The organism is Robertkochia sediminum, assembly GCF_016786255.1.
In the GTDB taxonomy this organism is placed as follows: domain Bacteria; phylum Bacteroidota; class Bacteroidia; order Flavobacteriales; family Flavobacteriaceae; genus Robertkochia; species Robertkochia sediminum.
Genome location: NZ_JADMKT010000078.1, coordinates 289,639 through 302,507, shown reverse-complemented (window position 1 = coordinate 302,507; position 12,869 = coordinate 289,639). Strand labels below are relative to the sequence as shown.

At 45.0% G+C, this 12,869-nt stretch carries 13 protein-coding genes; 6 read left to right on the top strand and 7 right to left on the bottom strand.

The window, feature by feature from the left end:
* Positions 1-319 precede the first annotated feature (319 nt).
* Together IS446_RS12660 and IS446_RS12655 are read left to right on the top strand one after the other, a co-directional pair.
* Complete coding sequence (locus IS446_RS12660) at positions 320-958, top strand: MarC family protein (RefSeq protein WP_203061113.1); 639 nt, start codon at positions 320-322, stop codon at positions 956-958.
* A gap of 4 nt (positions 959-962) precedes the next feature.
* The gene (locus IS446_RS12655; protein WP_203061112.1) at positions 963-1,580 is read left to right on the top strand and encodes a trimeric intracellular cation channel family protein; all 618 of its coding nucleotides are present in this window, start codon (positions 963-965) and stop codon (positions 1,578-1,580) included.
* On the opposite strand, the gene IS446_RS12650 is transcribed toward IS446_RS12655, so the two are convergent.
* On the bottom strand, positions 1,577-2,320 hold the full coding sequence (locus IS446_RS12650; protein WP_203061111.1) for a peptidylprolyl isomerase: 744 nt from the start codon (positions 2,318-2,320) through the stop codon (positions 1,577-1,579). The two genes, IS446_RS12655 and IS446_RS12650, sit on opposite strands and share 4 nt — an antisense overlap.
* Between IS446_RS12650 and IS446_RS12645 the strand changes: the two genes are divergently transcribed.
* Genes IS446_RS12645 through IS446_RS12635 form a run of 3 tightly spaced genes read left to right on the top strand, consistent with a single transcriptional unit; the run spans position 2,319 to position 6,635 of the window.
* The gene (locus tag IS446_RS12645; RefSeq protein WP_203061110.1) at positions 2,319-2,960 is read left to right on the top strand and encodes an NUDIX hydrolase; all 642 of its coding nucleotides are present in this window, start codon (positions 2,319-2,321) and stop codon (positions 2,958-2,960) included. The genes IS446_RS12650 and IS446_RS12645 overlap by 2 nt on opposite strands.
* 45 nt (positions 2,961-3,005) lie before the next feature.
* A complete protein-coding gene (locus tag IS446_RS12640) occupies positions 3,006-3,815 on the top strand; it encodes a lysophospholipid acyltransferase family protein (RefSeq protein ID WP_203061109.1) in 810 nt (269 codons plus the stop codon).
* A gap of 33 nt (positions 3,816-3,848) precedes the next feature.
* Entirely contained in the window at positions 3,849-6,635 is a 2,787-nt protein-coding gene (locus IS446_RS12635) for an alpha/beta hydrolase family protein (RefSeq protein ID WP_203061108.1), read from the top strand.
* A gap of 58 nt (positions 6,636-6,693) precedes the next feature.
* On the opposite strand, the gene IS446_RS12630 is transcribed toward IS446_RS12635, so the two are convergent.
* The 4 genes from IS446_RS12630 to IS446_RS12615 form a co-directional block, all read right to left on the bottom strand.
* Positions 6,694-7,311, bottom strand: coding sequence for a hypothetical protein (locus tag IS446_RS12630; protein WP_203061107.1), 618 nt, complete (start codon positions 7,309-7,311; stop codon positions 6,694-6,696).
* Position 7,312: 1 nt separating this feature from the next.
* Positions 7,313-7,807 carry an RNA polymerase sigma factor gene (locus IS446_RS12625; RefSeq protein WP_203061184.1) on the bottom strand — a complete coding sequence of 165 codons (495 nt, stop codon included), beginning with the start codon at positions 7,805-7,807 and terminating at the stop codon, positions 7,313-7,315.
* Between the two features lie 185 nt (positions 7,808-7,992).
* Positions 7,993-8,733: a lysoplasmalogenase gene (locus IS446_RS12620; protein ID WP_203061106.1), complete on the bottom strand. Its 741-nt coding sequence runs from the start codon at positions 8,731-8,733 to the stop codon at positions 7,993-7,995.
* A 127-nt stretch (positions 8,734-8,860) separates the two neighbouring features.
* On the bottom strand, positions 8,861-9,556 hold the full coding sequence (locus IS446_RS12615) for a lysoplasmalogenase (RefSeq protein WP_203061105.1): 696 nt from the start codon (positions 9,554-9,556) through the stop codon (positions 8,861-8,863).
* Between the two features lie 291 nt (positions 9,557-9,847).
* Here IS446_RS12615 and IS446_RS12610 point away from each other — a divergent pair, with 291 nt between their 5' ends.
* Complete coding sequence (locus IS446_RS12610) at positions 9,848-10,042, top strand: hypothetical protein (RefSeq protein WP_203061104.1); 195 nt, start codon at positions 9,848-9,850, stop codon at positions 10,040-10,042.
* 158 nt (positions 10,043-10,200) lie between these two features.
* Here IS446_RS12610 and IS446_RS12605 read toward each other — a convergent pair whose 3' ends face one another.
* Positions 10,201-11,901, bottom strand: a complete 1,701-nt coding sequence (locus tag IS446_RS12605) for a glycoside hydrolase family 13 protein (RefSeq protein WP_203061183.1) — start codon at positions 11,899-11,901, stop codon at positions 10,201-10,203.
* A 19-nt stretch (positions 11,902-11,920) separates the two neighbouring features.
* Positions 11,921-12,868, bottom strand: coding sequence for an aldo/keto reductase (locus tag IS446_RS12600; RefSeq protein ID WP_203061103.1), 948 nt, complete (start codon positions 12,866-12,868; stop codon positions 11,921-11,923).
* Between the last annotated feature and the right edge of the window lies 1 nt (position 12,869).

The following is a 12,869-nucleotide window of genomic DNA, read 5'->3' as shown; positions in this document are numbered from 1 at the left end:
AGTTTACTTGTTTTGGTTTTACAGGATCAAATATCAAAGTCTTTACCTGTATGGCGAATTCTCTTTTACCCAATTGTCAGAATAGGAGGATGAGCTGTAGACGGCGTGGTTGAGATCCTCTTCTATGAGGGTTGTCCCGAAATAACTACCCCTGTCGATTAATCCGCTCCGCTGTAATAAAATCCTTTATTTTGTGCCGAATTTGAGTTGAACTGTAAGTAATTATTGCCCATATGAATAAGATCGTAAACCATATGCCGCGGGTATTTGTTCCCGGAACAGTTCTCCTTAAGATTGCGCTTTATTAAAACGATTGCATATGAATGACATGTTGAGTTTCGCCTTACTCGCTTTTACCTCGTTCTTTACCCTGATCAATCCGCTGGGTACCATGCCTGTTTTTTTAACGATGACCGCCGATCTCGATGCCGGACATCGTACCAGAACAGCCAGGAAAGCCAGTATTGTAGCCTTTATCACCATTGTGATCTTTGCGTTTACCGGGCAACTATTGTTCAATTTCTTTGGGATCTCGGTAAATAGCTTTCGAATGGTCGGTGGGGTGATCTTTTTCCTGATGGGGATGGATATGCTGCAGGCCCGCCTGGGTAAGGTCAAGGTGAAAGACTCTGAAGTGCATACGTATGTAGACGATATTTCCATAACTCCGCTGGCCATTCCTATGATCTGTGGCCCGGGAGCGCTAACCAATGCGATCATATTGATGGAAGATGCCAATACCATTCCGCTTAAAGTTGCCCTTATAGCGAGTGTGGTACTGGTCATGGTGGTTACCTATCTTATTCTATACAGTTCAAATACGATCATTAAGTTGCTCGGACAAACAGGGGTCAATGTTATGATGCGGCTTATGGGCCTTATCGTAATGGTGATCGCTGTGGAGTTCTTTTTCAGCGGATTAAAACCTATATTACAGGATATTCTTTTTAAATCATGACCGGATGTTGTATTACGCTATAGAGATGCTCGGGATCGTTGCTTTTTCCATTTCTGGAGTCCTTACGGCTATGGAGAAGCGCCTGGATCCTTTCGGCATATTCATCATTGCCTTTGTCACGGCTTTGGGAGGTGGTACCTTAAGAGACGTGATACTGGGCGTTGAGCCCGTTGCATGGTTGGTGAACCCCTCTTATATGTATGTGATCATGGGGTCGGTATTTCTGGCGGTTATCTTGCGGAAACACCTTCGGTACCTCCGTACGTCATTGTTCTTATTCGACACTTTCGGTATCGGCTTGTATACTGTAGTAGGACTTGAAAAAGGCGTTAATGCCGGACTCATTCCCATTATGTGTATAACCATTGGTACGATCTCGGCCTGCTTCGGAGGGGTTATCCGGGATATTCTTTGCAATGAGATCCCTATTATCTTCCACAAAGAGATCTATGCCACTGCCTGTGTAGTCGGAGGTATCTGTTATTTTATACTGGACCTGTTCCCTATAAATGACCAGCTGGTCTTTGCGATTCCGATCGTAGTGGTTATCCTGATAAGGTTTCTTGCTGTACGTTTTAAATTATCCCTTCCGAGTCTTTATAAGAATGCTGCGCAGGGTTAATTGATCACACGTACCGAATCGATAAGCACGTTCTGTACAGGCCATTCACTGTCGTCTGTACGAACACTGTTGATCTTATCTACCACGTCCATCCCTGATATTACTTTCCCGAAAGCGGTGTAATTCCCATCGAGGTGATAAGAACCCGGATCGGTCACCACAATAAAGAATTCATAAGGAGAAGCGAGTTTATGTGGATTATTTACATTGTCGCTACTGGGCATGGAGATGGTTCCTCTGTGGTGTTTGAATCCTTTACGGGTATCGGGCGGGAGCAGGTAGGAGCCGATCTTGCCTCTTTTTTTTGCAGTAGATCGAAGGTCAGAGTTACCACCCTGAATGATAAAGTCCTTAACCACCCTGTGGAAATAGGTGCCGTCAAAATATTTTTTTCCGGCTAAATAGATAAAGTTCGCCCTGTGGTAGGGGGTTTCTTCGTAAAGGTCAAGATCGAAGTTGCCCATATCGGTATAAACCCTCACCTTATCTTCGGGATGTTGTTTTTGATATTCAAAGAAAAAGGGAATAGCATTCTCTTCAGTGAGTACGAATTCTTCCTTTTTAGCCTCTTCTTCCTTTTTCTTTAATAGCGCCTCTTGAGCTTTGACTGCTTTAATGCTGTCTGCAACAAACTTTTCTCTTGCTGCACGGGCTTGTTGCTGTTTGGCTTCGTTGTTCCCACAGGCGGTTAAAAGAATTAATAGTAATATTGTAAGGGGACGAAAGAATACGTAGCTCATGAAATTTGAAGAATTTTACCGTTTGATCCCAAAAATAAAAAATCTGCCTTTGCCCGGCCTGGATTCTCATCATAAAATGATCCCGCCGGAACGCAAAGCGCAGCTAAAGGCCAATTATAAACCTTCCGGCCAGCCGCGTAAGGCGGCGGTGCTCAATTTGTTCTATCCCGGCGACGATAGCGAAACAAGGTTGTTGCTTATTTTAAGGAAGACCTACAAAGGGGTTCATTCCAATCAGGTAGGCCTTCCCGGGGGAAAGGTGGAGCGTTTTGACAGAGACCTGGAAGCTACCGCCTTAAGGGAAACCCATGAAGAGGTGGGGGTGGCCCCGCAGCAGGTCAAGGTGATCAGGAGTCTTTCGGAAGTGTATATACCTCCGAGTAATTTTATGGTATATCCTTATATGGGGTATGCAGATCACAAACCACAATTTACAAGACAGGAAAGCGAGGTTGAACGGCTTATAGAAGTGCGCTTGGAAGAATTTTTAAACGACAGGGCCATGTTCTATCAGCGCCTTGACACCTCCTATGCACGGGATATTGAAGTTCCGGCGTTTCGCCTTAATGATCATACGGTTTGGGGAGCTACGGCCATGATCTTAAGTGAGGTAAAAGAAATGCTTGAAAAATCGCATTAAAGTCTTATTTTGTACTTTTGATTTCCACTGAGAACAGAATTTATAATGACGTTGATAAAGAAGAATCCTTTCGGACATATACTTTTTGTAAAAAAATGGTTGATCCAGTTTGCGGGATTGATGACCCACCAACGCTACCGCGGATTTAATGAACTTCAGATCGAAGGTTCAGAGCTTATAAAAAACCTGCCGGAAACAGGGGTGCTTTTTGTTTCCAATCACCAGACCTATTTTGCCGATGTTGTGGCGATGTTCCATGTGTTCAATGCCAGTCTTAGTGGTCGTACAGATAGTATTAAGAATGTAGGGTACCTGCGTCATCCCAAGCTCAATATCTATTATATCGCTGCCAAGGAAACCATGAAGAGCGGACTGCTTCCTAAGATCATGGCATATGCAGGAGCTATATCTGTAGAGCGTACCTGGCGGGAAAAGGGAAAGGATATCAAGCGGGAGGTAAATACCAACGATACTAAAAATATAGGCGTAGCCCTGGACGATGGTTGGGTGATCACTTTCCCACAGGGAACTACAAAACCCTGGAAGCCAATTAGAAAAGGGACCGCTCATATCATAAAACAGTACAAGCCTATTGTAGTGCCTATCGTTATTGATGGATTCAGACGATCGTTCGATAAAAAAGGCTTACGGGTAAAGAAAAAAGGTATTCTGCAATCTATGGTCATCAAAGAACCACTGCAAATTGATTATGACAATGAGACCGTAGAAGAGATCGTAGAAAAGATCGAATACGCCATAGAGCAACACCCGTCTTTTCTCAAGGTGATCCCTGAAGAGGCACTGGCAGAGATGGAAGCGCTCAACGAAGCCAGAAAATGGTCTAATCGTCCATAATTTCACTAAATATCATTAACGCAATCAACACTCATGAGTAAGAATTACTTGTTTATGCTGGGGTTATTCCTGGCAGGACTGGTCGTGCAGGCACAGAAGCGATCGCTCACGCCGGCCGACTTTGATCAATGGAAGGCTATTACGGGAGCAGAGCTCTCCCCCGATGGTCAACACCTAATCTATGAACTTTCTCCGGGGATGGGTGATCCCAGCCTGGTGATAACCAACCTGAAGCGCGGTACCTCTGATACCATTCCAAGGGCAGAAGATCCAAAATTTAGCGGTGATGGCAGCTATCTTACATTTGCTATTAAGCCTTCACTGGAACTCAAAAGAAAGGAAGAGACTGAAAAGATTTCGAAGAAAAAACGCCAGACAGATTCTCTGGGAATTTATGTCCTGAGCAGCCAAAAGCTCATCAAGTACCCCGATAATCACGGGGCTAAAATGCCTGAAAAGGGCAGTGCATGGATGGCCTTTAAGACCGTAGTGCTCAAAGCCGAATCTGCCGATAGCCTTGCTCAGGGTGATGCAGATACTACTGCTGTGGCAGAAAAGAGTAAAGAGGCAAAACGCGATACCCTTTTGCTGGCCTTGAATCCGATCAAAGGCGATAGCCTGAGCTTTGCCGATGTGAAAAATTTCCGCTGGGCAAAGAAATCGGGATTGCTTTTCATGCAACACGAAGATAAAGACAGTCTTGGGGTGCATACGGCCCTGACCAGGTTCGATGCGCTTACGCAACAACTGGATACCCTGGTAAAGCGTGATGGAGAGATCACCGGATTAACCCTCGATGAAAAAGGTGGGCAAATGGCCTATCTTTTTACGGCTGATACTACCGATATCAAATCGTATGCCCTGCATGCAGGAACGCCTGAGTCCCTGGTAGCGGTTTCCGGGATAGAAGGACTTCCCGCAGACTGGGAGATCAGTAAGAACGAAACTCCGAGGTTCTCAGAAGACGGTAGTAAATTATTCTTCGGAACAGCATTCAAGGAGCAGGAGCACCCAAAAGACACCCTGCTGGATCGCGAGCGTGCCAAATTGGATATTTGGGCATGGACCGATAAGCAGTTGCAGCCCATGCAATTGCTCAATAAAAGTCAGGATGAAAAGCGCACCTTCAGGGCGGTATACCATATGGAAGATGGAAAGGCCTTTCAGCTAGCCGATAGTTCGATGACCAATATCAGGCTCCTGGATGATGGCGATGCGAACTACGCCCTGGGTATCGATGCAGACCCTTATGAAAGAGCACGTTCCTGGAGTGGTCTCTGGATCAATGATTTTTACCTGGTAGATACCCGAACAGGTGACCGCAAGCTCATTGCTCAGGGGCAACCTGGTATCGATATAGGGCCCGCTCAAAATTATGCCCTCCTTTACGACCGTATGGATAGCATCTACTACGGAATAGACCTTGCCAGCGGTAGCAGAAAAGCTCTGACAAAAGATCTTGATGTCGTGTTCTACGATGAATTGCATGACACCCCTTCTGAGCCAAGGCCATACGGCATAGCCGGATGGAGTAAAGACGACAAGTACGTATATGTATACGATCGTTATGATATCTGGCGCCTGGATCCAAGCGGTAAAAAAACGCCTTTAAATGTTACCGTAAACGGAAGAACCAACCATACGGTTTATCGCTATCTCGAGTTAGATGAGGATGCCGATTTTATTGATCCGCGTGCAGTAGCTACACTCACGGTCTTTAATGAGTTGACCAAGCGATCAGGATTTGCTTTTGCCCGCCTTAATAAGGCCAGGGAGCCTGAGGTGACCCAAATGGGTGATCACCGTGTTCGGTTCCTGACCAAGGCTGCAGATGCCAACACCGTGGTTTTTACCAAAGAGCGCTTTGATATGTTCCCTGAGCTTCTGGTGAGTAATACCGATTTTGCTAATCCGGTGAAGGTAACCGCTGCGGGTGCCCAGATGGATGCCTTCAAGTGGGGTGAAACCAAACTGGTGGAGTGGAAAGGATATGATGGCAGCCAGCTACAGGGGGTGTTGTATATGCCCGAAAATATGCAAGCGGGTAAAAAGTACCCCATGGTGACCTATTTCTACGAACGCTCGTCCGATCGTATTCACGGATTTAACCATCCTGCACCCAGCAGGTCGGTGGTCAATAAATCGTTTTATGTGAGTAACGATTATGTGATCTTTGTGCCGGATATTGTATATCGTGACGGTTACCCGGGACAAAGTGCCTATGATTGTATCGTAAGTGGCGTAGAGGCCATGGTTTCTGAATATGATTTTATCGATGGAGATAAGGTTGCGCTTCAAGGACAAAGCTGGGGAGGATATCAAACAGCCTACCTTATTACACAAACCGATCGTTTTGCCGCCGCTATGGCCGGAGCTCCGGTGAGTAATATGACCTCGGCCTATGGAGGAATTCGATGGGGTAGTGGAATGAGCAGAATGTTCCAGTATGAACGTACGCAAAGCCGTTTGGGCCAAACGCTCTGGGATGCCCGCGATCTGTACCTGGAGAATTCACCCTTGTTCTTTGCCGATAAGGTAAATACGCCTTTGCTTATGATGCACAATGATAACGATGGAGCCGTACCGTGGTACCAGGGAATAGAATTCTTTGTGGCCCTAAGAAGATTGGATCAACCTGTTTGGATGCTAAACTATAATGGTATGCCTCACAACCTTAGCGGTAGTGCATGGGGTAACCGTAAAGACCTTTCGGTGCGAATGATGCAATTCTTTGATCATTACCTTAAGGGGGAAGCTGCACCTGCCTGGATGGAAAACGGACGTCCGGCTGTTAGAAAGGCCTACGATAAAGCATATTAGAAAACACCCCTTTTAAGTTTAAAAAAACGGCCTTTCTGTAATGAGAAAGGCCGTTTTTTTACAATTCCATTTTTTTAAGCTCTTTGTAATTCCTGTTAAGCCTTCGCATGAGCAATCCGTAGAGCAGGAAGTAGATCGCGAGGGTGACCGTGACGATAAACAGGGTTAGCCCTGCGCTAAGTCCGAATATGATAAAGTAGTCGGTAAGACTTGCTTCTGCTGTGAAGGCGTCCCAGCCTCCTTTTTGGTCGATCAGGGCAGAAAGCATCATGATCATAGCGCCAACACCTGCGATAACAAGATTAATGATGATCCAAAGGCGAACCGTTCTGCGAGCCTTCATGATATTGGTAAGCAATTCATTGACCGAAGAGGTGGTATTGATAAGCCGGTAGTTGCTAAAGAATCGGTAAATGAAATAGATCCCCAAAGGGAAAACGGCCCAGGAGATCCATTCTGCAACAGGAGGAATCTCGAGATCCTGCTCGAAGGATGGGTGCCAGAAGGCGGTGACTGCAAGACCGAATACCAGTTCAAGGATGCTGATGATAAAGATCCATTTCACGGCAGAAGAGGATCGCTTGAGGATCATTTTGTAGATCTCCTCAAACTTCAGGTGCGGAAGATGCTGCTCTTCCTTTTTCCATTGTTCTTTAAAAATATCCAGTTCGTCCATATCAGGGGTTCAATATTGTTCTGAGTTTATTCTTTACCCGATTCATTTTTACCCGTGCATTTACCTCGGTAATACCCAGGGTATCTGAGATCTCGGCATAATTCTTGTCTTCCAGGTATAAAAAGACAAGTGCCTTTTCGATATCATTAAGCTGCTTGATGGCTTCGTAAATGAGTTTGAGCTGTTGCTCCTGCGCATCGTCATAGGCGTCTGCCTGAAGGCGGTAGGCTACAGCTTCAATATCGGTATTATCAGGCCTTCGTTTTTTCTTGCGGTACAGGGTAATTGCCGTATTCAGCGCTACACGATACATCCAGGTGCTGAATTTAGCGTCTCCCCTGAATTTGGGATAGGCCTTCCACAGCTGTATGGTGATCTCCTGAAAGAGGTCATTATGACCGTGCTTATCGTTCGTATAGATCCTGCATATTTTGTGTACAATGTTCTGGTTGGCTTCCAGCTGTTGTACAAATTCATGTTCCAGGTCTTTTTTCACGTTGAGGGTTGGTTGCTTTAGTAGTTTAGTCACCTAAAGTAATAAATTGTTACAGCCATAACAGTAAAAAAATGAAATAAGAGATCGAATGCAGGGTTTACATCACCTGTTCAAGGGTATGAGGAAGGTGTAAGAAAATACGATAAGTCCGTATGGTCACTTATACCATGTTCCGCACTTGGTGGTTATGAGGCTGTTTCTTTAACCTTCTCCTTCTCTGCTTGCTCAGCATATACTATTGCTGATGCTGATCCTTCCTCTGTTTTCGGTGTGTTGCTTAGAACGCCGTGTATAATGAGGATCTGAGAGATAAAGAAGATGGCTACAACTAGTGGTACAAGAAAGGCTTCAGGGATCAGGAAATAATACACCCCTGCAAGAACCTGTGCGATCAGGAAAAGGAAAACGCCCGAAAATACCAGGTAGTAACTTTTTGGGCTAACCATATTGTAGCGCAGGAAGGCAGCCTGCAAACAATTGAGCAAAACGAAAATATAAAAGAAGGCCGGTAAAAAGTAATACCCGAAGGCATCGTAGAAATAATACAAAAGTGCGATTGCCATGATGTATGCCACAGTTACAAAAGGTATGACCCTTTTTAAGTTCATGTCGGCATAACGATAGAACATCAGGGTATAGGCGATGTTCGCAATAAGAAAGAAACAGAATCCGGCAAGGAAACTGTTAAGCGGTGCTGATTTCATTAAGAAGAATCCGCCGAGTAATAGCGAGCTTAAAGCTACCTGAACCAATCTGGGATGGTCTGTATTCTTGACCCTGTAATGAAACTTGAAGTAGAGAAAGAGGATAACCATAAGTGCCGGTTCCAGCACCGGTCTCCAATTACTTTCAGGCCGAAAGTGTATGAGCAGGAGATCAGCGAGCAACAAACCAAAATAGGCAATGTAATACAGTATGGACCTCATACAATAAGTAGCTGTGTTTAAAATGGACTCTTAAACTTAGGTAAAATATTGTTAATCAACAAAATATAAAAATCGTGTAAAACCGATGTTCAATGTCCGGAAGGCCCTTGTTTACTAACGTTGAGGATTATGGACGGGAGGTTAAAAAACTTTTCAACAATAGAAATTGAGCCAGGGCATAGGTGATCATGATGGCCTGTGGTGCCAGGAAAAAAGGAGCTGCAAATTTATTGATGGCGAGAAGCGAATCGGAGAGGAGGAAGAGGTAGCCTCCGACCAGGCCAATAATGTAAGCAGAAGGGCTTACCATTGCTTTGCGACTTAGCAAAGCAATAACCAAAGCAACAAGAATGATCATATAAAGAACCACATACGGCTTGAGCGCCCCGAGGTGAGGCTCGAGCCAAAGAAAGACGCCGATCGCATAGCTTAGGGTAAGATAGGGGATCGGAGTTTTCCAAATTTGACGGAAGCCTTTGCGCATGGAAAATGCAGCTATGTAACATACATGCGCGGTAAAGAAGGCGAGGAGTCCCGGTAAAAAGTACCCTTCGTAGTTTAGAAACCCGTCGCCCAAAAACGAAAAGAATAGTCCTCCCAGAAATAACCACGATCTGCGGTTTTTAAGAGGGAAGGCCTTCCATACAAAGAATATCATTAGCGCTATCAGGATAAGCGGCTTGGTGATCTCCCTGTACACGTGTGGCAGGTCCATGCTGAGTACGGCGATATCTGCAGCGGTGATCACCGTATAGATCAGGGTAAAAGGTAACCAGTTAATATGGTTTTCACTCCTGGAGATATACGGGACATTGTGGTTCATAGGGTTCCTTTTTTTAGTTTTCGGTGCAGTTTCCTGCCTGTGCTATTTGCGTTGGGTAAAATATAAATTTGTAGGTTATTTAGCTATTAAATATTTGTATTTTCTGTAATTACATCCGGATTTTTTGTATTTAAATCGAAAGTAATCAAGTATTTTTTTGAAAACTATAGGAATTGTCTTAATATTGAGGTTACCTAATAGCCCAAATTTTACATCCTATGTTAGGCCTGATCTTTTGCCCCTTTCAGGTTTATATAAATAGGATACCAGGTAAACCAAATAATTTAACCTATGAAACCAAAAGTTCTTGAGTCGGTCTTGGTACCGCTATGCTGTGTGCTCTTCCTATTTTTCAAGCACAATCTCGACTTTTTTGCACCCATTAACATTGTCGTATTCTTATTTCTGGTAAGTGCCGGATCTGTTTTCCATTATTACGTTTGGAAGGCGGTAGAAGCGCATGTTTTTGGAGCCAATCCGCAATAGGTCTTTTCTGTAGCATACCATTTTACACCGGTCTCTAGGTGGAGTCCCGGCGCCATATGCAGATACCTTTATCGTATGGGCATGACTTTATTGATGTAAGGTCATTGCCGCATTAGCGTTGTATCTGTTACCTTTGATGCCGATTCAATTGGCACATGTTATTTTGGAGTAAATCTGTAGATCGCTGCCTGGTACGGATGCAATGTTATTTTGTCATCAGGAAGGTTTTGCGGAGCCTCATCATTACTGATCAACAGTGTTCCCTTTTTATGCGATAGGGTATGCAGTGGGAAGGTCACTTGGTTTTCAGAAAAACTGAGTAATACTACATAGCGTTCTTCCCCCCAGATTCGGGTATAGGCATAGATTTCTTCATGGCCTTCTTCCACGAGCTCGTAGCTGCCGTAGATAAGTCCTTCATGTGTTTTCCTGACTTGTGTCATTTTACGGAAGTAATTGAGTACAGAGTTTTGGTCCTTATCTTGTTCTGCAACATTTATCCCCTCCTTGAAATTTGTATTCACTTTTATCCATGGCGTACCATTAGTGAAGCCCGCGTTTTCTGAAGTGTCCCATTGCATCGGGGTTCTGGCGTTATCGCGACTGGCGTCTTTTTCGTTCTCAAGAAAAGCCTTAAGGTCGTCACATCGGTGTGCTGCCTTATGGTAGGCATTAAGGGTGTTGATGTCGCGGTAATCTTCTATAGCATCAAAACGTATATTGGTCATACCTATTTCTTCTCCCTGATAAAAGAAGGGAGTGCCTCTCATGCTCAGGCTAAAGGTTTGTAGCATCGTGGCGCTGTTATGCCAGTATCTGGGGCTGTCGTTGCCCCATCGGCTAACACTTCGTGGAAAGTCGTGATTGCATAGAAAGATACTTCCCCAGCCTTTGTCTTTGAACACGGCATCCCACCTGGAATGGATCTGCTTAAATTCTGTAAGTTTCCATTGGTCTTTCCGCATTTTAAATACTTCTCCGGGTTCCCTGTCTAATGCTAAAAGGTCGAAATGGAAGAACATATCGAGTTCCTTTCGGTCTTCATCTACAAAATTCAAGGCTTGTTCCAGGGTAACGCCCGGAGCTTCACCAACGGTCATAATGTCGTATTTGCTGAGTACTTCCCGGTTCATTTCCTGGAGAAATTCGTGTAATCTCGGGCCGTTAGCGTAATAGGCAATAAAATCGCCTTTGTAGGATTCCGGGAGTTCCGGGTAGGCGGTGTCTTTTGATATAAACGGAATTACGTCCATTCGGAAGCCGTCAATACCTTTTTGAAACCAAAAGTGCATCATATCGTAAACGGCCCGTCTTAATTCGGGGTTTTCCCATTTGAGGTCCGGTTGTTTTACCGAGAAATAATGCAGGTAGTATGCATCGGTGGTTTCGTCGTATTGCCAGGCATTGTCTTCAAGGTCAAAGTAGCTCCATCGCTTTGGGGGTGTGCCTTTTTCTGCGGGCCACCAATGGTAATAGTCCCGGAACGCATCGTCACGGGAACTGCGCGACCTTTTGAACCATTCGTGCTCATCGCTACTGTGGTTCACTACGAGATCCATGATGAGCTTTATTCCCCGTTCATGCACCCCTTTGAGCAATGCATCAAAATCGGCCATGTTCCCAAATTCTTCCATGATAGCACGGTAATCGCTAATGTCGTAACCGTTATCATCGTTTGGTGAGCGGTATATGGGATTAAGCCATAGTACATCAATGTTCAGGCTTTTTAGATAATCTAACTTCGAGATGATCCCCCGGAGGTCGCCTACACCATCTCCGTTACTGTCTTTAAAGCTCCTGGGGTATATCTGGTATACCACGCTCTCTTTCCACCATTTTTTTGATGAAGCCTTACCCATGGTCTTGTGCGTTTTAAGTTTATTCGTCGAAAATATTCGTGTAGCCGTTTCCTTCCAATTCGAAAAAGCTGCCATCTACATAGCGATAGGGAATGTTAAGATCTCCTATGGCTTTCATATCATCTTCAGTAAGCGAGATGTGTTCGCTCGCTGCGTTTTGCTCAATGCGCGTGTTATTGGTCGACTTCGGGATCGCGACACAATTCCTGTGCAGATGCCAGGCAATGAGTACCTGTGCAGGTGTGCATTTGTGTGCCCGGGCTATGGTATTGATGGTCTCATTTTGCAGTAATGCCGGCTCGTTCTCCTTTTTCATGTTCTTTGGCCGGTCTCCTGATCCCAGGGGGGAGTAGGCCGTAATAGCAATGTGGTGTTGCGCGCAGAATTCGAGGAGATCGTTCTGGGAGAGGTAGGGATGGAGTTCGACCTGGTTCATCGATGGTTTGATCGTACTGTGTTTTAAAAGATGGTTTAACTTTTTAACGCTGAAATTAGAAACCCCAATACTTTTGGTGAGTCCCTGTGCTACTGCCTCTTCCATGGCACTCCATGTTTCTTCAACGGGGCATTCTTCAGGCCTGAGGTAATCTTCAGCTTTTTCTGCACCGGTAACTTCAGGTTTAAATGCCACCGGCCAATGCACCAGGTATAGGTCGAGATACTCCAGTTGCAGATCTTTCAACGTGGTTTGCAGCGCAGGGAGCACACGGTCTTTTTGGTGGGCATTATTCCATAGTTTCGAAGTGATCCAAAGTTCTTCCCTGGTAACATCACCCTGATCAAAAACCGTTTTTAAGGCTTCGCCAATTTCTTTTTCATTACCGTATATCGCGGCGCAATCGATATGTCGGTATCCGCTACGGATGGCTTCGATCACTGCCTGACCTACCTCCCCGGGAGCCGATTTCCAGGTGCCAAGTCCGATGGCGGGTATTTCTAACTGATCATTAAGCAAGACGGTCTTCATA